The sequence below is a fragment of the Lacrimispora xylanisolvens genome (genome assembly GCF_002934545.1).
Lineage (GTDB): Bacteria > Bacillota > Clostridia > Lachnospirales > Lachnospiraceae > Lacrimispora > Lacrimispora xylanisolvens.
This window is the reverse complement of sequence record NZ_PTJA01000002.1, coordinates 382,366-403,957: the sequence shown is the minus strand read 5'-3', so window position 1 is coordinate 403,957 and position 21,592 is coordinate 382,366. Positions and strand designations below refer to the sequence as shown.

At 41.7% G+C, this 21,592-nt stretch carries 18 protein-coding genes; 6 read left to right on the top strand and 12 right to left on the bottom strand.

Annotated features, from left to right (window positions below; genetic code table 11):
• Window positions 1–17: 17 nt before the first annotated feature.
• The 5 genes from BXY41_RS05210 to BXY41_RS05190 are packed head-to-tail and all read right to left on the bottom strand — an operon-like array spanning window position 18 to window position 3,271.
• Window positions 18–824 (bottom strand): metal ABC transporter permease, encoded by an 807-nt coding sequence (locus tag BXY41_RS05210; RefSeq protein WP_104435421.1) that lies wholly within the window; start codon window positions 822–824, stop codon window positions 18–20.
• Window positions 811–1,518: a metal ABC transporter ATP-binding protein gene (locus BXY41_RS05205; RefSeq protein WP_104435418.1), complete on the bottom strand. Its 708-nt coding sequence runs from the start codon at window positions 1,516–1,518 to the stop codon at window positions 811–813. The genes BXY41_RS05210 and BXY41_RS05205 overlap by 14 nt, the downstream gene beginning before the upstream one ends.
• Window positions 1,519–1,537: 19 nt before the next feature.
• Window positions 1,538–2,470 (bottom strand): metal ABC transporter substrate-binding protein, encoded by a 933-nt coding sequence (locus BXY41_RS05200; protein ID WP_104435416.1) that lies wholly within the window; start codon window positions 2,468–2,470, stop codon window positions 1,538–1,540.
• Window positions 2,471–2,526: 56 nt separating this feature from the next.
• Entirely contained in the window at window positions 2,527–2,838 is a 312-nt protein-coding gene (locus BXY41_RS05195; RefSeq protein WP_146088552.1) for an AraC family transcriptional regulator, read from the bottom strand.
• A 25-nt stretch (window positions 2,839–2,863) separates the two neighbouring features.
• Window positions 2,864–3,271, bottom strand: coding sequence for a Fur family transcriptional regulator (locus BXY41_RS05190; protein ID WP_104435411.1), 408 nt, complete (start codon window positions 3,269–3,271; stop codon window positions 2,864–2,866).
• Between the two features lie 209 nt (window positions 3,272–3,480).
• Between BXY41_RS05190 and BXY41_RS05185 the strand changes: the two genes are divergently transcribed.
• Entirely contained in the window at window positions 3,481–5,289 is a 1,809-nt protein-coding gene (locus BXY41_RS05185; protein ID WP_104435408.1) for an aminotransferase class I/II-fold pyridoxal phosphate-dependent enzyme, read from the top strand.
• 18 nt (window positions 5,290–5,307) lie between these two features.
• Complete coding sequence (locus BXY41_RS05180) at window positions 5,308–5,889, top strand: class I SAM-dependent methyltransferase (RefSeq protein ID WP_104435406.1); 582 nt, start codon at window positions 5,308–5,310, stop codon at window positions 5,887–5,889.
• A gap of 72 nt (window positions 5,890–5,961) precedes the next feature.
• Here the strand turns inward: BXY41_RS05180 and aspS are convergent, their stop codons facing one another.
• Window positions 5,962–7,287, bottom strand: coding sequence for an aspartate--tRNA(Asn) ligase (aspS, locus tag BXY41_RS05175; RefSeq protein WP_104435403.1), 1,326 nt, complete (start codon window positions 7,285–7,287; stop codon window positions 5,962–5,964).
• Between the two features lie 322 nt (window positions 7,288–7,609).
• Window positions 7,610–8,065: an NUDIX hydrolase gene (locus BXY41_RS05170; RefSeq protein WP_104435662.1), complete on the bottom strand. Its 456-nt coding sequence runs from the start codon at window positions 8,063–8,065 to the stop codon at window positions 7,610–7,612.
• Window positions 8,066–8,530: 465 nt separating this feature from the next.
• On the opposite strand from BXY41_RS05170, the gene BXY41_RS05165 reads away from it, so the two are divergent.
• On the top strand, window positions 8,531–9,715 hold the full coding sequence (locus tag BXY41_RS05165) for a tyrosine-type recombinase/integrase (RefSeq protein ID WP_104435401.1): 1,185 nt from the start codon (window positions 8,531–8,533) through the stop codon (window positions 9,713–9,715).
• A gap of 177 nt (window positions 9,716–9,892) precedes the next feature.
• The gene (locus BXY41_RS05160; RefSeq protein ID WP_104435399.1) at window positions 9,893–11,644 is read left to right on the top strand and encodes a methyl-accepting chemotaxis protein; all 1,752 of its coding nucleotides are present in this window, start codon (window positions 9,893–9,895) and stop codon (window positions 11,642–11,644) included.
• A 57-nt stretch (window positions 11,645–11,701) separates the two neighbouring features.
• Here the strand turns inward: BXY41_RS05160 and BXY41_RS05155 are convergent, their stop codons facing one another.
• The 3 genes from BXY41_RS05155 to BXY41_RS05145 form a co-directional block, all read right to left on the bottom strand.
• On the bottom strand, window positions 11,702–13,582 hold the full coding sequence (locus BXY41_RS05155; RefSeq protein ID WP_104435397.1) for an ABC-F family ATP-binding cassette domain-containing protein: 1,881 nt from the start codon (window positions 13,580–13,582) through the stop codon (window positions 11,702–11,704).
• 70 nt (window positions 13,583–13,652) lie between these two features.
• Window positions 13,653–14,954 (bottom strand): DUF1576 domain-containing protein, encoded by a 1,302-nt coding sequence (locus BXY41_RS05150; RefSeq protein ID WP_104435393.1) that lies wholly within the window; start codon window positions 14,952–14,954, stop codon window positions 13,653–13,655.
• A gap of 109 nt (window positions 14,955–15,063) precedes the next feature.
• Window positions 15,064–17,667, bottom strand: a complete 2,604-nt coding sequence (locus BXY41_RS05145) for a cation-translocating P-type ATPase (RefSeq protein ID WP_104435390.1) — start codon at window positions 17,665–17,667, stop codon at window positions 15,064–15,066.
• A 654-nt stretch (window positions 17,668–18,321) separates the two neighbouring features.
• Here BXY41_RS05145 and BXY41_RS05140 point away from each other — a divergent pair.
• Both BXY41_RS05140 and BXY41_RS05135 read left to right on the top strand, forming a co-directional pair.
• Window positions 18,322–18,960, top strand: a complete 639-nt coding sequence (locus BXY41_RS05140) for a glycoside hydrolase family 11 protein (RefSeq protein WP_104435387.1) — start codon at window positions 18,322–18,324, stop codon at window positions 18,958–18,960.
• Window positions 18,961–19,065: 105 nt separating this feature from the next.
• Window positions 19,066–19,899: a formylglycine-generating enzyme family protein gene (locus BXY41_RS05135; protein ID WP_104435385.1), complete on the top strand. Its 834-nt coding sequence runs from the start codon at window positions 19,066–19,068 to the stop codon at window positions 19,897–19,899.
• 25 nt (window positions 19,900–19,924) lie between these two features.
• On the opposite strand, the gene BXY41_RS05130 is transcribed toward BXY41_RS05135, so the two are convergent.
• Together BXY41_RS05130 and BXY41_RS27425 are read right to left on the bottom strand one after the other, a co-directional pair.
• Entirely contained in the window at window positions 19,925–20,617 is a 693-nt protein-coding gene (locus BXY41_RS05130; RefSeq protein ID WP_104435383.1) for an aspartate/glutamate racemase family protein, read from the bottom strand.
• Window positions 20,618–20,632: 15 nt separating this feature from the next.
• The gene (locus BXY41_RS27425) at window positions 20,633–21,574 is read right to left on the bottom strand and encodes a VOC family protein (protein ID WP_432765496.1); all 942 of its coding nucleotides are present in this window, start codon (window positions 21,572–21,574) and stop codon (window positions 20,633–20,635) included.
• Window positions 21,575–21,592 lie beyond the last annotated feature (18 nt).

The following is a 21,592-nucleotide window of genomic DNA, read 5'->3' as shown; positions in this document are numbered from 1 at the left end:
CTACTCCTTATCGTGACCTAACCTTTCACTCCAAGCAGTTTTTTTCCAATAAATATAAAGAGAAGGAAAACCACACCTACTAATACAATGGTTCCTCCCGGCTTTAATCCCAGATAATAGGCAGCAAAAAGACCGATTATCATAAATACCACATCAAAAACAATGGCATAAAGGACCGTCTGCCTGTAATTTTTGGAAAACTGCATGGAACAGGCAGTGGGTATCACCATCATGGACGAAACAATTAAGGCTCCTACGGTTCTTGCCGCAATGGAGACCGTAACTGCCGTTAATACGGTAAATATAAAATTGACTATTTTAACTGGAACACCGGCAAGTCTTGCACTCCTTTCATCAAGGGCAATGTAAAACAGTTCTTTATAAAGAAGTACAAACAGCAAAAGCACCGTTAAGGATACTCCGATAACCAGAAACATCTCCATATCGCTGATTGCCACAATACTGCCAAAGAGAAAACTGTTAAAATTGGCAGAGTTCTTCACAAAGCCAGACAGCACACCTGCCAGACCGATTCCGGCAGACATAATAATGGCGATGGACATTTCCGAATAACGGGGCAGTCTTCTTCGTATCGCCTCGATTCCAAGGGCAGCCATAATGCAGGCAGCCACTGCTCCGGCAACCGGATTAATTCCAATAATCAGCCCGAACGCAACTCCTGCCAGAGAAGTATGGGAAAGCGCATCTCCAATCATGGAAAGCCTTTTTAACACAATTACCACACCGATACAGGGAATCACCATGGCAAGCAGGATTCCCACTACAAAGGCCCTCTGCATAAAGGCATAATTAAATATCTCCATCACAGTCAGCCTCCCCCGGAATTGTTATTTGTCTCATCACGCCGTTCTCCAGCCGAAAAATAGTATCTGCCAGTCCGGCAAGCCGCTTCCTGTCGTGTGTTACCATAAAAACAGTCATGTGATCATTGCGATTGAAGTTTAGGATCAGACGGTAAAATTCTTCCGTATTCTTTTCATCCACACCGGTGGTGGGCTCGTCAAGAATTAACAGACGGGGCTTGTTAACCAGGGCTCTTGCCAGCAATACTCTCTGCTGCTGACCGCCTGACAGCTTCCCGATCAGGCGTTTTCTATATGGTTCCATTCCCACCTCACAAAGAGCTTCCGTCACTTTTTCCTTCTCTTTTTTCCCTGGCAAACGAAACAGTCCGATCTGGCTGTATAAATTCGCCTGAATGATCTCTTCAACAGAGGCCGGAAAGTCCTTGTAAGTATCCATTCCATTTTGGGGAACGTATCCCACGTCCTTCCAGTCACTGAACTGGCGGATATCCTTTCCCAGCAGTTTAAAGCTTCCTGCTTCTCCGGTTAAGGACAACTCGCCTAACAGGATCCGGATCAGTGTACTTTTTCCAGCTCCGTTGTCACCGGTGAGCGCGGCAAAACCGCCTTGGGGAACGGCTAAATCCACTCCGTTTAAAACCCTTGTTCCTCCGTAGGAAAATGTCAGTCCCTTCATTTCAATCGCGTTCACATTCTTACTCCTGTTCTTTTTATTCCAGCGCTTCTTTTAAAACAGTCAGATTCTTCTCCATAACAGAAAAATAATCATCACCATTTTTTAACTGTTCGTCAGTCAGTCCTTCTAACGGATTTAACACCTCTGTTTTTGCGCCTGTTTCTTTTGCAATGGTCTCCGCCACTTTGGGGCTGACCAGATCTTCAAAGAATATGGTTTTTACCTTATTTTCTTTTACAAAGTCTATGACTTCCGCCATTCTTGCCGGATCCGGTTCAGAATCCGGTGTCAATCCCTCAATGCCCATCTGCGTCAGTCCATAGGCATTGCAAAGATACCCAAATGCCTCATGGGCAACGACTACCGATTTATTGGGCAGCGGAGTTAACGTATCTTTATATTTCTTGTCCAGTTCATCAAATTTACTGGCATAGGTATCATAATTAGCCTGGTAATATGCTTCATTAGCCGGATCTGCCTTAACAAAGGCATCCTTAATATTCTCCATCTCTTTCTTTGCATTTACAGGGCTTAACCACACATGAGGATCGAATTCTCCATGCTCATGTTCCTCACTCTGTGCCTCTTCCTGTTCCTCCCCCTTCAACAAGGAGATTCCTGAAGATGCCTCAGTAACAGTCAGATTGTTATTTTTAAGACTCTTTAACACATCTTCCACCCAGTGCTCAATTCCAGCTCCGCTGTATACAAATACATCTGCTTTTTCCAGACCAGTAATATCCTTTGTCGCCGGCTCCCAGTCGTGAGGCTCTGTTCCTGCAGGAACCATGTTTGTAACATTAACTTTATCGCCGCCGATCTTAACGGCAAAATCATACATAGGATAAAAACTTGCCATTACATTCAGCTTTCCGCTGTCATTTACTTCTTTTTTCTGACCACATCCAGATAACAGCAATGCAGAGGCTGCCGCTGCTAACAGAATTGCTTTCGTTACTCTATTCATTAATAAAAACCTCCGATTTTTCTGTTTCATTCAGATTTCCGTATGTATCAACCGATTCAATTATTCATACGGATCTTTAAATCCACAAGAGAAACCGGACAGAGAAACAGTCCTGCCAGATAAGGCAGCATGATATATTTTATAATTGGCAAGGAGACAGCGATTACTGCAGCTGTTCCAATCGCTTCAAAAATTACACTGAGCGCCGAAATACATACTTCGATCTCCTGACAGACTCTGCAATGTCTGCCTGTGCAGTCATGGGAAAGATGAGTGAATACAAATATCGACGAGCCCAGAAAAACTACGGTGAGAATCAAAGCTGTCATAAGGGCTGCCCATTGTCTGGGATTTAATCTGCCTTTCATAATAAATCCTTCCTTTTCTGTCAGCTTACTGCTGGCATCTGCTGCAATAACCATAAAGCACCATGTGCTTCTGGTCCAGCTTAAATCCATGGTCCTCATGGATATGATGGTAAAACTCATCCAGTCTGGAACATTCTAAAGGAATCATGGAGCCGCATTTTAAACAGACCAGCTTTCCCACATTCCTGTTTATTTCCTCACCAATATATCGGAATTGGGCCTTCGATCCGTCAACAGACGGAATCTTCACAACCACGCCATCCTCACATAAACGTTCCAAAGCCCGGTATACGGTAGTCTGTCCAACGTGGATACCATCACTTTTAAGACGTTCCATAAATTCTTCCACGGTACAGAATATTTCTTTTTGTTTCTTTAAGCAGCTCACAATCATTTCCTGCTGCCTGGTCCGATATCTTCCACGTTCTGCCATATTCATCCCCTATTTTCGAAATCAGAAATCATTTTCATATTATAGCACTCTCCCTTTAAATGTCAAGGCGAAATTGAAAACCATTTCCTGTTTCCACTGATAAAATTTTTCTTTTCCCTGTCTTCACACTTGACAATCAGTTTTTAAACTGCTATTATGTTCATAAATTTAGAAATATTTTACTTTTTGAACACAAAAAGGAGGAGCCTATGCAAGCAATCATTCTGGCTGCCGGTATGGGACGGCGACTAAAACAGTTAACCGAACATCAGCCCAAATGTATGGTACCTGTCAACAAGATTCCACTAATTGAACGAATGTTAAGGCAGCTTGACCAATATGACCTGGAGAAAATTATTCTTGTGACTGGTCATAAGGGGGAACTTCTGCGTTCCTTTGTGGAATCCCTTTCCCTCCGGACAACGGTAGTGTTTATTGATAATCCGGTTTATGAAACCACCAACAACATCTATTCCCTTTATCTTGCCAAGGACTGTCTCCTGGAAGATGACACCCTGCTTCTGGAATCGGACTTAATATTTGAACAGGAAGTTTTAACCCAGATTATTAAAGACCCCCGCCCCAATCTGGCTCTGACCGCCCCCTTTGAAAGCTGGATGGACGGCACCGTTGTACTGATTGATCAGCAGGACAATATCATGAAGTTCTTAACCAGAAAAGACTTCCGCTTCGAAGACATTCATTCCTACTATAAAACGGTCAATATCTACAAATTCAGCCAGAACTTCTCCTCCACCCATTATGTCCCCTTCCTGGAGGCATACAGCAAGGCATTGGGTAATAACGCCTACTATGAGCAGGTACTGAAAGTCATTTCCCTTCTGGATGATCACGATTTAAAAGCTTCCCGTCTGGAAAATGGTTTCTGGTACGAAATTGATGACGAACAGGATTTAGATATTGCAGAATCCATTTTCACAGACTCCCAAAGCAGACTGCTCCGCCTGTCTGAACGCTACGGCGGGTACTGGCGCTATCCGGGACTGTTGGATTTCTGCTATCTGGTAAATCCTTATTTCCCAAACAGCCGTCTTATGGGAGAGATCAAGGCCAGCTTTGAAATCCTTACTACCAGCTATCCTTCCGGACTTGATATTAACAACCTTCTTGCTGCTAAATCCCTGGGACTTGATAAAAACCAGGTACTGACCGGAAATGGCGCCACAGAACTGATAAAGCCGCTTCTTCGCAGCTTTGAAAAACCAGTGGGAGTTTTACGTCCTTCTTTTTCCGAATATGAAAACTGTGCCGCCTCAGTCATCCCTTATACCGTATCCTCCAGAGATTTCTCCTATACAGCTGAGGATCTTATGGATTTTTACAGCGATAAGGAACTATCCGCACTGGTTTTAGTAAATCCGGATAATCCCAGCGGAAACTACATAAAGAAAGAAGACGTTCAGAAGCTGGCTCAGTTTTGCAAGGATCGGAATGCTCTGCTGATTTTAGATGAATCTTTTTTGGATTTTTCTGATAAAGAAGAGGAACCATCTTTTATGACACCGGAGATCTTAAACGCCAATCAGAATCTGGTTCTGATAAAAAGTATTTCAAAATCCTATGGTGTACCAGGATTGCGGCTTGGAATCCTGACCTGCGCAGATCCGGATATCATTGCTCTTGTACGAAAGGAGCTTCCCATCTGGAATATTAATTCTCTTGCAGAATATTTTCTTCAGATATTTGAAAAATATCAGGGGGATTACCGGGATGCCCTAAAACAATTTCAGGAAACGAGAGACGAATTGTTTAGCTTACTGGGTTCCATAAGACAGCTGACCCTGTACCCGTCCCAGGCCAATTTCATACTCTGTGAGGTAAGGGACGGATGCTCTGCCCATCAGATCGCCGAACTGCTTTTAAACCGTTACAACATTCTTGTAAAGGATCTCTCCCACAAACCAGGTATGGAAGGAAGAGAATGTATCCGGATCGCAGTCAGAAATAAAGAAGATAACAAGCGCCTATGTGACGCACTAAAACATATATTACGATAATTTCAGGAGGTAGTTAAAATGAATGCACAGGAAACAGCAAACGAAACATGGAAGCAGATCTGGGTAAGAAAAGGAAAAGCAGAGGGAAATGATTTACTGGCCTTTGACGGCTACGAAGCAACTCAGGTAGATATGGAGGAAGTGGCACGTCAGATAACCAAACGGCTGGATATACAAAAAAATGACAAGGTTTTAGAAGTTGGCTGCGGCGCAGGTGCCCTTGCCCAATACCTGGACTGCGATTACACAGGAATGGATTATTCCCATACACTGGTTAAAAAACACATCGAGATACTGCACAATTCCGTCCTCACCGGAGAAGCTGCCGATTTACCCTTTAAAGATCATACCTTTGATAAGGTGATCTGTTATGGTGTTTATCTCTATTTTGATAATAAGGAATATGCAAAAAAGGCCACAAGCGAGCTGTTAAGAGTTGCGAAAAAAAGTGTGCTCATTGGCGAACTTCCCATTCGTTCTCACCGCGAGGAACATCTTCTGTTTACAAAGGATGAATTTGAAGGCTGGGAAATCAGCGACGGCTTTTATGATCCTTATAGAAATGACCGCTTTAATGCCATTTACCGCTACACCCTATAATTATAGAAGAAACAGTTTCATAAGCACGCCTGATTCAGTGGCGCAGCTTATGAAACTGTATTAAAAAATTTCTTATGGTGTTACCCTGTTTAAATCTCTTGGAAAAAGAGAAGACAGACGTACATTATCCTGATCCAGTAATCTGCTGGTAAAACGTTCCAGTCCAAGTCCCAGGCCTCCATGGGGCGGCATGCCGTATTTATGCATCATCAGATAGCTTTCAAATAATTCTGTATTCATTTCCCGCTTCCTCATTTTACTTAACTGCTGCTCATAGTTATGAATTCTCTGTCCGCCTGTGGTAATCTCAAGTCCTTTAAACAGTAAGTCAAAGCTTTCTGTTTCTTCTACATTTTCTATGCTGTCCATGGCGTAAAATGGTCTTTTCCTGCCTGGATAGTGGGTGACAAATACAAAATCACTCCCTGTTTCTTCTTTTATTATCTGGGAAAGTAATTTTTCCTCTTCCGGTTCAAAATCATCAAAATCCAGGATTGGTCTGTTAAATTTTGCGGAAATTAATTCTTTTGCCTCCATAAATTTAATTGATGGAATTTCTTTAATATAAGGCAGCTTTACATTTAATATCCGCCGTTCTTCTTCATAATCGGATTCCAGCACCTCTACCACATGACGTAGCATAGCCGTTTCCATTTCCATGATGTCTTCAAAATTTTTAATATATCCCATCTCAAAATCCACGCTTGTATATTCATTGAGATGTCTTGAGGTATCATGCTTTTCTGCCCGGAATACCGGAGCAATTTCAAATACCCGTTCATAGACTCCCGCCATCATCTGCTTATAAAACTGAGGACTCTGGGCAAGATATGCCTCCTTGCCAAAATAATCGAAGCGGAAAATATTCGCTCCTCCCTCTGCGCCTGCATGAACAATTTTCGGTGAGTGGATTTCTGTAAAATTCTCCTTTTTTAAAAACTCACGAATTCCCAGGGTAATTCCCTCCTGTAATAAAAATATGGCCCGTTCTTTCTCATTGCGCAGAGTAACAGGTCTGAAATTAAGAAGATTTTCAAGGGAAGTGTCCACTCGTTTATTATTAATCACAATGGGACTCTGCTGATCGGGTTTTGATAAAATCTCCATTTCAAGAAGCCGAAGCTCAAAACCTGCTTTCGATCTTTCTTCCGGAATCACCTGTGCGGTTGCAATCACGCAGCTCTCTTCTGTCAATTCTTCCAGTTCAAACAGAGAAAATTCATTGCTGTAGATACATTGGACCACATTTCTTTTGGTTCTTAACAGGATAAATGCAAACCCGCTCATTTTTCTTATTTTATAGATACTTCCATGAATTTTTATCTTTTCATTCAGATGATTTGCCAGATCCCCGGCCTCAACGGTTCCTTTTTCAATCATTCCAACTATATTCTTCAATATTTTTTCCTCCAGGATTCATAGAATGCAACTTTAAACCATCCCATTCCATCCATAAGGACATCATCCATATGTCCCACACGATCACCACCCTTCATGACTGCCGTATGGGTAAAAAAATAGAACCACACGGATCAGTACTATCCACCAATGCGGTTCCGAATTCTATTCTTTCCACATAGGCACAGCAACGAAAGCGCCTGTACCCATGAGCATTCAAAGATACAAGCGCTATCAATCGTCGTCCCTATTCAACATGGAAAATTGTTGATTACGATTCATCATAGCCACCTCTTAAGTTATATTAATAGGTAACAGATTATCACAGATCCTGACACATGTCAAATGCAATTTCCTTATACTTTTCCATCAGCAATGGCTGAATATGGGGATAGGTCCATTTCTCTGGCATCTGCTCTGTAATGATTACTTCTGCAATTTCATGATGGAGCTCTTCTTCAAAGGAATATATTTCAGCAAAGTAAAGCATACCAAGGCTTTCTTCCCCCAAATACTCTCCATCCCTGGTCTCACCGCATACAGAATATACACACAGTGGAATCATATCAAATTCCACTGCACCGGTTTCTTCCCAAAGTTCCCTCCTGGCAGTATCATTGATATTTTCAGACTCTTCCCGGTGTCCTCCCGGCACTTCATATGTATCTCTGTCTTTATGTCTGCAAAAAACCCATTTTCCCTGATTTCTGGAAATAATAACTGCAAACTTCAGCTTCTCATCTTCTGCCTTATCGTAAAATTTAACCTGCGTCTCCATGATTTTCAATACCTTCTCCGTATTCCTTCTACTGATTCAATCATATCATGAAATAAATAATGGTAAAAGTAAAAAAATGGTAAAATTTAGATATAGCAAATTTCCAAAAAATCGTTATAATGATATCTGATTATATGATTTGTTCCGATGTAAATCAGTCTTTGTATACTGATAATGGATATCAATTGAGTATACTAAAACCTATTTTTTATATGTGTTAATTTTATAAATATATTACTATATTTAATGAAAAAGGCGCAGTTTAACCAAAACCACGCCACCATTTTCAGACTAATTTCGACACGATCCATTATATAATACGACATTATTGTTTGTCAATACAAACAAAAACAACATTAATAATTGAATTTACAGAATCATTGAGAAAAAATTTATTGCATTTTAAGTTGAATAAAAACTATTCGCCGTCAAAAAACTCGTCACCCGAAAAGGAGTAATATCAATATGCCTCGTAGAGGAGAAAACATTTATAAACGCAAAGATGGTCGTTGGGAAGGCCGGCAATTAAAGATCGATGGAAAATATCAATATTTTTATGGAAAAAGCTACCGTGAAGTGAAAGATAGTATCAAATCTTATCAGGAAAATGGAATTAAAATTAAAAAAGAGGTGAAAACTCTGGCAAGCGCATCATCACTTTTTGAGTTTTGGTTGGACAGCGATCTTGTTAAAAGAGTAAAACCTTCTACATATGAAAGCTATTACCATTGTGTAACAAAATATATTATTCCTTTTTATACAAGCTGTAATTATTATCAATTAACAGAAGATACGGTTTCAGAATTTGTAAAATTTATGAATGATGACAATTCTATCTCCCAATCTTATAAAAGAAAGATACTGGCAGTCTATAAAACTGCCCTCAGAGAAATATTGAAAAATAATCCTGATTCAATTAAATTATTGAATTACATAAAATTTCCGAAGCCGGAGCAAAACGAAGTACAGGTATTTACAATGAAAGAGCAGTGTCTCATCGAAAAAGCAGTTTTAGGCTGTCCAGATAAACGAACACTGGGGATTATCCTGTGTTTTTACTCAGGAATACGTCTGGGAGAACTTTGTGCCTTAAAATGGTGTGATTTTGATTTTGAAAATGAAACCCTGTTTATTAATCGCACGGTTAGCCGTACAAAGAACTTTTCTGATGACGATAATAAAACTTTGCTTTTAATTGGTACACCAAAAAGCAGAACTTCTTCAAGAAAGATTCCTTTGCCATCATTTCTCATTGCATTATTTAAAGAATATTATCAACGTTCGGGCAAAGAAACATGCTATTTTATGACTGGCAGCGAAATTCCTATTGATCCAAGGGCATTCCAGAAACTTTATAAAAAAATACTAAAAAAAGCAGGTGTGCCTGACCGTAAATTTCATGCCATACGCCATACATTTGCTACCCGTGCGTTGGAACTCAATGTTGATATTAAAACAATCAGTGATATACTAGGGCATTCCAATGTTTCCATTACCATGAACATTTATGCTCATTCTTTAATGGAACAGAAAAAAATAGCAATTGACCGATTTAACAATATGCATTTAGCCAGTATGGAAACCGGACAATACGCCGTCATAAACTCCGTCAATGAGAGTCAACTTTCTAGTAAAAATGCGGATTTCTAATGAATATGACACAGTTTTGGTTAAACTGCGAAACTTTGTGTCCACAAATTGGATCTATGAATGTATGGGGGGGAGAGACCACATTTAATATTCATAATACATCTGTAAGAATTCATTGGGAGCATGCCAGATCAGATCAAACCTTTACTAAAAAGATAAACTCAGGAGGAATTCAGTATGAAGAAATTCAAGGATTTCAGCATCACAAGAAAGCTTCTCACAGCCTTTATCAGTATGATAGCCATCATACTATTTGTGGGAATTGTCGGAATTTTCGGCATGGTTCGTATCAATACTATGGATTCATATTTATATGAACACCAGACAGCGCCTTTAAAAGAGCTGATCAATGCCTCAACCAGCTTAAACCAGATACGCGCTGACTCCCGTGGAATGATTGTCTATGCCGGTGATGCAAAAGAATTAGAAACGCTGGAACAGACATACAATTCCCACAAGGAAACATTTTTAAAAAGCTTTGATATATATAAGGCCAGTATCACAAACCCAAATACGATTCTTATTGCAGAGGAATTAAGACAGCTGTTTACAGATACCTATACACCTGCCATTGATAAAACAATTGCAGCTGCAAAACAGGGCAATTCCAAAGAGGCACTGGCTATCTTAACAGAGCAGGAAGATGAAATTGCAAAAATATTTGATGATTTTAATCAGCTGGTTGAAAAGCGTATGGAATCTGCCCAGGATACCAGCCAGAATAATGACAGGACTGCAGGAATTCTTACCCTGACTCTTATAATTATCGTAGCAGCTGGAGCTGGTGCCGCCCTTTACTTAAGCTTAAGAATTTCTGCAATGATCAGCAAACCCATCACTCAGGTAGTTGAAGCCGCTAAAAAGATTGCTTTGGGACATGTAGATGTAGACTTAAATGAAATTGATTCCAAAGATGAAACAGGGCAGCTTGCAAGTGCCTTTAATGAAATGATTCATGGAATCCGCAAACAGGTATTGGTTGCCGAAGAAATCAGCAATGGTGACTTTACTCAGGAAGTTCCCCTTCGTTCCGACGAAGATATTCTTGGCCTTGCACTTCGTAAGATTGAAAACGATTTAAATAAAACTCTTCTTCTGATCAGTACCGCTGCAGAGCAGGTCAATACCGGCGCAGAGCAGGTATCCTCCGCAGCACAGGCTCTTGCCTCCGGTTCCACCGAACAGGCGGCAACTGTTGAAGAATTAAATGCTTCCATTGCAACCGTGGCAAGACAGGCAGATCAGAACGCAACCAATGTCCGCCTTGCAGCCGGCTATGTACATCAGACCGGTACCGGTGTGCAGGAAAGCAACAGCCACATGCAGAATTTAAATGGTGCCATGGAAAAGATCAGCACCGCTTCTGAGAAAATTTCTAATATTACAAAGGTAATTGAAGATATTGCATTCCAGACAAACATTCTTGCTTTAAACGCTGCCATTGAAGCAGCCCGCGCTGGCAATGCTGGAAAAGGGTTTGCTGTGGTAGCAGATGAAGTACGCAATCTTGCCACTAAATCCGCAGAAGCTGCTCAGGAAACTGCAACTCTCATTATGCACTCCGTGGAAGCTGTATCGGAAGGCGGACATATGGCAAGTGAGGCTGCAAGAATTCTGAAAGAAGTTTCTGAAAAATCCAAGCTGGTAGAACAGGCGATTCAGGAAATCGAAAACGCCTCTGCTCAGCAGGTGATCGCAATTGAAGAGATTAACCAGGGTCTTTCCCAGGTATCCTCTGTTGTCCAGACCAACGCGGCAACTGCAGAAGAAAGTTCTGCATCCAGTGAAGAGCTGGCGGCTCAATCCGTTACACTTCAGCAGGAGGTCAGCAAATTCAGATTAAAGAGTGAGCAGACATTCTCCTCCTATGAATATAAACAGACATCATACCCAACTGCCAGAAGCATGGACAGTTTCGATAAATATTAATTATACATATCAAAAGGAGCAGGTCAGGAATTCATTGTGATTCCTGACCTGCTCCTTTTAAATTTCCACAGCCAAAGCTTCATCAAACCATTCCAGGCAAAGTGATGTCCAGATTTCCCAGGCCTCATCCCTCTGCTCCAGTAACCCCTGGTAGAATGCGGCCTCACTCCACTCATCTCCTGACCAGAAATCCGGAGACTCCTGCCAGTCATTGATCAGTTTTTCACAGGCACTGTCTAATTCTTTTACCTGATCTTCTGCCTGTAAAAGCCGCTCTGTCACAAGTCTCATTTTCCAGTCAGAATAAGCCTCCTCACTGGATATCTCCTTCAGCCGGTGCCTTTCCGCTTTTGGAACTGCTCTGATTCCGGCAATCAAAGCCTGCTCCTCCGCTTTGATCTGGGCTGCGATGCCTCCCCCTTTTGCTTTCCTTGTGCGCTCCAGATAATGACCGTAAGAAAATGGATAATAAAAAACCGATTGTTCCTCAAAGATCAGCATGGACTCCGCTACCCGGTCCAAAAAATAGCGGTCATGGGATACAAACAAAATAGTTCCGGTATAAGCCTGAAATGCAGATTCCAAGGTTTCCTTTGCCTTGATATCCATATGATTGGTTGGTTCATCCAGTATCAGAAAATTCGGTCTGCTCTGTAAAAGCTCCGCCAGAACAAGCCTGGCTTTTTCACCTCCCGAAAGAACATCCACACGTTTACCAGCTTCTTTTCCTCCGAACAAATAAGCACCAAGAATACTTCTTACCTCTTTCTCTGTCATTACGGGAAATAAGTCATGGAAATGTTCTGCTACGGTTTTATCCGATTGAATCTCAGAAGACAGCTGGTCAAAATAGCCGATGGTGATCTGATTTCCCAGGGAATAATCTCCGGACAAACCAGGGATCAGACCAGCAGCCGTTTTCAAAAGAGTACTTTTCCCTGCGCCGTTTGGTCCAAGAATACCAATCTTTTGTCCTCTCCGAATGCGAAATGTAAGTTCTGCAAGAGGTTTCTCATAACCGATTTTTAAATGTTCTGATTCAAATACCCACTTACTGCCTAAAATAGCGGGGGATATGGGTTCTACAAAAAGAGAGACCTCATCTTCCTCCGGTTTTTCTACCGGTACCAGCCGCTCCGCCGCCTTTCGTTTTGCCCGGGCAAATGCGGCTTTATTGGGCTTGTGTTTAAAGCGCTCCACCAGGTCATTTAGCCGTTTCTTCTCTTCCTGCTGCCGCTCATAAGCCTTTGTCTGCAGCCGGATTCTCTTTTTCTTCTCTTCCCTGTACTGGGTGTAGCTGCCTGCATAACGGGTGAGCGTTTTGCCTGACAGTTCATAGATCACAGAAACCGTCTGATCCAGAAAGAAGCGATCATGGGATACCATAACTACTGCTTTTCCATAACCATTTAAATATTCTTCCAGCCACTGTATGGTCTGAATATCCAGATGATTGGTAGGCTCGTCTAACAAAAGAATATCGGGTTTTAAAAGAAGATGCCTGATCAGAGCAATCTTAGTCTGCTCTCCTCCTGAAAATTCTGACAGCTTTTTCTTTTTATCTGATTTTTGAAATCCGAATCCGGTAAACAGGATATCATATTCCCGCTCGTATTCATATCGTTCCTGTGAGTACTCATTGGAAAAAGAGCAGGAAGAGAATATCTCTTCCTCCACCGTCCGATCCTTCTCTGTAAATGCCTGCTGCTTTAGATATCCAATGGTTAATTTTCTGGCTGTTGTAATACCGCAGTTCTGATGCTTATCATCCCGGTCCAGCTCCAGTTCTCCTGCGATCAGCTTTAAAAGAGTGGTTTTCCCGGCTCCATTGCTTCCAACCACAGCTATTTTTTCACTGCCGCGTATTTCAAAATTTATATGAGAAAGAATCACATTTCCGCCCGCCGAAACCGTTCCTTCAATAATCTGGTACAGCATATTATCATTCCTCAATTTATCTTTTTGTCTTATTCTATCACATAACCGAAATTATACAAGCACCCTGCCATTAAAGAGAGACATGGGTTTTTGCATGTGCCTTTCGATCCCGGATCGATTTCAGTACAGGTACCAGAAAGGTAGCAATAAGGCCTCCTGCAAATCCATTGTTGTAAAGGTTCATCCCACCGTAAACAATTCCTACATTAAGAGCCGCTGAGGAGTGTAAAAATCCGGCAAGAATTCCAGCCCCCACTCCGAATTCACCGGCAATGGGCGCCAGTGTGGTAGAAAGAAGAAGGGCAAGCTGGGCGCTTGGATCTGTAATACTCCATCTCTTCGTATACCCACCAATAATCACGCCGATCATGATTGGAAGAATATTACGGGTGTGCTTTCCGGTTGCACTGAATCCAACGATGGTAAAAATCCCCCCTATGGTGGGACCGTTTAAATCACCCCCCACCGAAATAATAAGCAGAGTGGAGACAATCCCGTTAATCCCCATATTAAGAAGCGTAGGCGCAAACCCTTCGGTTTTAACATAATCAGTTCCGCTGAGTCCATAGGATTTTAAGATTTCTACATATCTTTTCCAAACCTGGGTGGATAATAGGAAGGAAAATAGTATCATTCCGAAAAATAAAACAATCAAAAGTCTGGTAAACAATAAATTCTGCCCAGTCGACCAGATCAGACGTTCCTCTATCCTGATCCCAAAGGATTTCATCAGAGAAACAATAATCGTGGCAATGATTCCACAGGCAAACCCCACATTATAAAGGGAGTAACCCAGATGGGCATAATGAGTATGGGTAGAAAGAGGCGGAAGCACAAACCCGATGCTCATACCCACAAGAATACTTAAAACCAGTCGGACCGACAGGGGCAGATTACCTATCTGCATGATCTGGGTAATAACCGGAGACAGACAGGTTCCGTAAAACCCTACATAGATATAACGTGTTATGGATGTTTTATGATAATAAGAATATAAACAGATTCCCATCATAATGGCCCAGATGTTTAAGATATTTTTCCCAAACAGCGAGAAGCCAAACATGAGGAAGCTTGAGGTAATGGTATGACCGCTCATATCCATCCCCAGAAAATATACGATTGCAATGCTTAATAACGTTAATACACCTGCATTAATAAACGCAGCTCCTATGCCACCTATGGCAATGTAATCCGTAATCAGGAAATCCGGCTCCTGTACGATGGTGATGATTCCCCTACAGATTTCATCAAACGGCTGCAGGCATAATCCTGCAACAATAAAATAAATCGGCACCAGGGCAAGAATCTGGAATTTGGTCCGTCTGGATAACGGGCCGTAATTTCTGAATCTCAATGAAGGTTGTCCTGTCATGTCGTTTTGTTTCCCTCTCCTATGTTAAGTTTTCGTTACGAAATTATTTTATCATTAATAAAAAAGAGGTTCAACTCTTTTTTTGAGTCAAAACCTCTTTTTTTCTGCATTATTTTACAATTTCTCTCATCACTTTTGTCAGCTGAATGACCACAGTAGGGATGATGGCAAGCCCGTAAACAATACCAACCTGAAATCCGCTTAACGGTGATACAGAAAACAGTTTTCCCATGACAGGAACAAACAGTACCACACTCAGTAAAGCAAATCCCGAAACAAACGCTCCCAGACTATACCAGTTGCCTTTAAATCCCAGACGGAAGATGGAATGGCTGCTTCTGCAGTTAAATCCATGGAAAAGCCGTGCCAGAGTCAGCGTAGCAAATGCCATGGTACTGGCAACCGCTGCCCCTGACTGTCTTAATCCCAATTGAAACGCGATCATGGTACAAACGGATATGAGAGCTCCCTGAAGCATAACCTTTGTCATAAAATCTTTTGTCAGTATGCTTTCTTTGGGGTCTCTTGGCTTCTGGCTCAGCAGACCGTGTTCAGCCGGCTCCATACCGATTGCAATAGCAGGAAGTGAATCCGTTAACAGGTTAATGAATAATAAATGAACTGGTGCGAATGGGATGGGTAATCCCATAATGGAGGTATAAAGGACTGAGAAAATACCAGCCATATTGCCTGACAATAAAAACTGAATGGCATTCTTAATATTCCGGTATACGTTTCTTCCATTTGCCACAGCTTTTATGATGGTGGCAAAATTATCATCTGATAATATCATGGAAGCAGCATCCTTTGATACTTCCGTACCTGTAATTCCCATGGCAACTCCAATATCTGCCTTCTTAAGTGCCGGAGCATCATTCACCCCGTCCCCAGTCATGGAAACGATATTGCCTCTTCTCTGCCATGCATCCACAATCCGGATCTTATTTTCTGGGGAAACCCTTGCAAATACGGAGATGTTTACGATTTTTTCATCCAGCTCCTCATCTGTCATTCCATCCAGTTCCGCCCCTGTCACTGCTAAATCTCCCTCTTCATAAATGCCGATCTGTCTTGCAATGGCTGTTGCCGTTATTTTATGATCTCCGGTGATCATGACCGGTCTGATTCCTGCATTTTTAGCATCTGCTACTGCAGCTTTTGATTCTTCTCTGGGCGGGTCCACCATGGAGACAAGACCCAGGAATATAAAGTTATTTTCAGAATGAAGGGAAAGTACATGGGACTCTTCCACTTCTTTATAGCCGAAGGCCAATACCCGAAGCCCATTTTCGGAAAACAATTGATTCTGTTTTAAAATAGCTTCTTTATCTGCTTCTGTCAAATCTCTGATTCCCTGAGAAGTACGGATGCTTATGGTCCGGTCTAACAGAACATCAACCGCTCCTTTTGTCAAAATAGTAGGAACACCGTGAAGCTTGTATTTGGTACTCATCAGCTTACGGTCTGAATCAAAGGGAAGCTCTTCCAGCCTGTGCATGAGATCCCGTATGGTATTGTGGCTCACAGATATTTTACCTGCCATCTCAAGGAGGGCATATTCGGTAGGATCTCCAATTCCTTTGCCGTCAGCAATGGTGGAATCGTTTGTCAGCACTGCATCATAAAGCAGATAACGGTGAAGCTGATTGGTTAATTCCAGTTCCTCTGGTTTAAAGATCTGATCATCTAAGTAAATTTCCTGGACAGTCATCTTATTCTGAGTCAGTGTTCCGGTTTTATCAGAACAGATTACTGAAACACAGCCAAGACTTTCCACTGCTTTAAGTTCCTTAATAATTGCATTTTCTTTTGCCATACGCTGAGTGCCCATGGCCTGAACTATGGTAACAATGGAGCTTAACGCTTCCGGAATCGCTGCAACTGCCAGAGCCACCGCAAACATCATGGAATCAAGAAGAGGCATTTTGCGGTAAAGACTTAATAAGAACACGGCGGCACAGATGACCATAATAACCATGGCAAGGCGGCTGGAAAACTGATCCAGACTGATTTGAAGAGGAGTCTTCTTTTCCTTTGTTGCATTCATCAGGCTGGCGATCTTACCGATTTCTGTATTCATGCCGGTATCGGTTACTACAACCACCGCTCTTCCGTAGGTTACCAGACTTCCTGAATACACCATATTGGTTCTGTCTGCCAAAGGGACGGAAAGCTCCAGTGCCCCATCTTCTTTATCCACATTGGTGGACTCTCCTGTCAGGGAGCTTTCATTTACCTGGAGAGAATAATTATTTAATATTCTTCCGTCTGCCACTACCATATCACCGGCTTCCAGCATCAGGATGTCTCCAGGCACAACTTCTCTGGAAGCAACTTCTGTTTTCTGACCGTCTCTCATGACCCTTGCATTGGGTGAGGATAAGGATTTTAAGCTGGCAAGGGATTTCTGCGCCTTTTCATGCTGAACCGTACCTAAAACAGCATTGAGAATAATAACTGCCATAATTACAATGGTACTTTCCACATTTCCTGACAGCATGGAAATAACAGCCGCCGCAATTAATATTACTACCAGCAGATCCTTAAACTGTTCTGCAAATACTTCAATGGTACTTTTTTTCTTTCCTTCCTCCAGAATATTTTCCCCTTTTTCCTGAAGGAGAGCAGACGCTTTCCCGGAACTTAATCCTTCTTTTTGTGTGTGAAGCTCCTTTAATATCTCATTTTCGCTTTTCTGATACCACTCGTTCAAACTTATCCTCCATTCTGACACCCTAAGGTGTCCCGCATCAAAAATGTGTAACTTCAGTCTGATTATCTCTGATATAAAAGAGTAAAAAAAAGACTTCTAATGAGCCCTCTGAAAAAATTCAGAACAAGCACATTAAAAGTCTGGTAACCATAATCTGGTACGCACCGCCAGACTGTATTCTTACAGCCAGGATGTTGACGGTACATTTAAACTACTCCCTTTTAACCAATCATTCAATTATAATCAAATACCAAAAGCTTCATGAGTAATGATTATACCCGGGTATGTTTCGTCTGTCAAGTGATTTCATTTTAATATATGTGTATAATAAATTTTAATTGTCTCTTATTCACAAAATTGTCTCTGAATGTATTAGTTAAATTAACCAAATATTTCATTTTTTTAATATTTGAATTTACTTTCTTATTTTTATCTGATATCATGCTTAATATAAAATTATTTTCTATAATATCATACCAGTTAATCTAGTCTTTTTACATGAATTCATTTACAAGGTTGATTCTCAACCGCAGATAAAATCCACAAAGCAAGATACTTATGAAACCGTTTAAAAATGAAAGGAGGTCTCTGTTAATATTTATATCGTATGTAGGTAAGTGTATCAATCTGTATATGAAACAGGAGGGGTTTTATATGAATGAATTAAGCAAGAAGGTCTTATCGTTAATTACCACTGCAGCCATTTGTTTTTCCGGAATATTTTCCTTTACAACGTTTGCAGCTACCGATTACTGGCAGGATTATACCGACGGAGGCGGAACCGTTAATATGGTAAATGGTTCCGGGGGAAATTTCAGCGTTAACTGGACAAACTGCGGAAACTTCGTTGTTGGAAAAGGATGGAGTGCCGGAACTCCCAACAGAGTGGTCAATTACAATGCTGGTGCATTTTCACCATCAGGCAACAGTTATTTAACGTTTTATGGTTGGACAAGGAATTCCCTGATTGAATACTATGTAGTTGACAGCTGGGGAACCTACAGACCTACCGGAACTTATAAGGGAACCGTAAACAGCGATGGAGCCAATTATGACATCTATACAACCATGCGTTATAACGCTCCTTCCATTGACGGTTATCAGACATTTCCACAGTACTGGAGTGTCAGACAGTCCAAAAGACCGACTGGCGGCAATGCTCAGATCAACTTCGGAAATCATGTAAATGCATGGAGAAGCAAGGGCATGAACTTAGGTAATTCCTGGTCCTATCAGGCCTTTTGTGTAGAAGGATATCAAAGCAGTGGTTATGCAAATGTAACCGTCTGGTAATCCTGTCTGCATTTTTAATAGCCGTTTATTAATATATACTTACCTACATACTATGCAAATATTATAGAACCAGATCGGAAAAAAGACTTAGAAAGGGACTTGTCTATGAGGAAAAAGCTGGTCTTGCTTTTGTTCGCTGTCGCTGTTTTTTCCTGGGGATGCTCAAAAAAAGAACCGGAACAACTGGTACTGGTGGAAGGCGGGACTGCCATTGCAGTCTCAACCGGAACTACCCAGAAAGCGCCCGCAATTGAGGACTTTTACATAGGAAAATACGAGGTAACACAAGAGGAATGGACTGAGGTAATGGGAAGTAATCCTTCCGCTTTTAAAGGCCGCCATCTGCCTGTTGATTCGGTAAGCTGGTATGACAGTATTGAATATTGCAACAGGAGAAGTGAAAAGGAAGGGCTGATTCCCTATTATAAAATTGACAAACAAAATCCGGATCCGGAAAACGTCTGCGATTATGATGATATGAGATGGGCTGTTACAACAGTGGAAGGAGCCAATGGATACCGCCTTCCAACCGAAGCCGAATGGACTTATGCCGCAGGCGGAGGATTAAATAGCCGGAAATTTATATATAGCGGAAGTTCTGATGAGGAAGAGACCGTATGGTATTGGAGAAATGCAGGAAAAGAGTATTTAAAGGGAGACTGGTACTGGCCGGATATCGAGGCCAATGAAAATCAGACTCACCCTGTTGGTAGTAAAAAAGCCAATGAACTGGGAATCTTTGATATGTCCGGGAATGTTCGGGAATGGTGTTTTGACTGGTATCAGGATTCCACTATTCCAAATGGATTTTACCGGGTATGGAAAGGAGGCGGCTGGGTGGGCGATGTTACCAGCTGCAGGATATCCTACCGGGGAAAATTCGAACCAAACGGTATAGGGGCTGATATGGGGCTTCGTGTATGCAGGGACAGAGGGTAATTCTGTCCCTGCTTTTTTATCACAGCTACACCTCTAATGACAGCTTTGCTGCTTTGACCGCATGTATTTTGGTTGTATCAAATACAGGCAATTCCGTATCCTCCTGCCTGATTAAAAGTCCGATTTCCGTACAGCCCAGTATCACTCCCTGTGCCCCGCGGTTTTTAAGCCCCTCAATAATTTGTAAATACCGCTCCTTCGATGTTTCCAAAATAGAACCAAGACATAATTCGTCAAATATAATACTGTTTACTACTTCAATCTCACTGGCTTCAGGAATAAGTACCTGAATGCCGGCATTTTCCAGCTTTTCTTTATAAAATTCCTGGGTCATGGTATATTTCGTTCCCAGCAAAGCCACTGTGGTGATGTGATTCTGCTTCAATTCTTCCGCTGTCACTTCTGCAACATGTACAATAGGAATGTGAATTCTCTTTTGTATCTGTGGTACCACTTTATGCATGGTATTCGTCGCAATTACAAGGAAATCAGCTCCTGCTTTTTCAAGAGACTCCGCTGCCGAAGCTAATATATCCCCACTCTTCTCCCAGTCTCCTTCCGCCTGACAACGCTCGATTTCTGAAAAATCCACACTGTATAATAAAATCTTTGCTGAATGAAGGCCTCCCAGCTCCTGCTTTACCGTCTCATTCATGATCTGGTAATAGGTAACTGTACTTTCCCAACTCATACCTCCTATGATACCAATTGTTTTCATAATCCATCTCCTCGTTTAAAAGTATTTGCTGTATTCCTCTGTTGGAACCGGATTTTCCAAACCTAATACTCTTGGCCACAAGCCGGTATCTGCAATGATAAATCCCATTACCATGCCCATGTGGGTATGCAAATGCCGAAACTGTGCCAAAACAAGGGTAAATCTGTTGTATTCGCAATCCCCTGGCATACAGGTTAATTCGTCATCGGTGAGTTTCAGAAGATAATCGGCAAGCTTACGGTTTATCTTTTCATAATAGTGATTTATTTCTTCTCTTGTAAGCTGTTTAACTGAGACCGCATCCAGATTGTTTAAATCTTTCTCATGAATCTCCGGTTCCCCATATTCTTTATCTCTGGGATTGATAAACCACAGATCCAGGGAATGCAGCATATGATAAATATGTTTCCAGCACGGCATTTTACAGTATTCCTTATTCCACAATTCATCGGGAACACAATCAATTACGTTTTTCACTTCCCATAGAGCGCGACTGGTCTGATCTTTGATTGTATCAGCCAATGCAGTCTCTTTTCTCACTACTCTGTCAGCCATGGGGTGTCCTTCATGAAACTGAACCAGATCCCAGAGATTACCATACAGGTCTTCAAACACAGCCACAATACCATAATCCTGGACCTTGGGTTCCCGAATAAATGTAATTCCAAGCTGCTTCATCTCTTCAAAGTCCCTGTAAAAATCATCCGTCCCCAAAAACAGGAATACCCTTCCTCCAGCCTGATTGCCGATAAAGGGTTCCTGTACCGGTTTCGAGGCCTTTGCCAGCAGAACCGTGGTCCCATAAGCGCCGGGCGGAGATACCACAACCCAGCGTTTATCCTGCTCCGGCTGATACGTATCTTCGATCAGATTAAAATGCAGTTTTTTTGTGTAAAAATCAATTGCTTCATCATAATCCTTTACTACCAGCGCAATATGTACCAGTGCCTGTGTCATAATAATATTCTCCTTTGT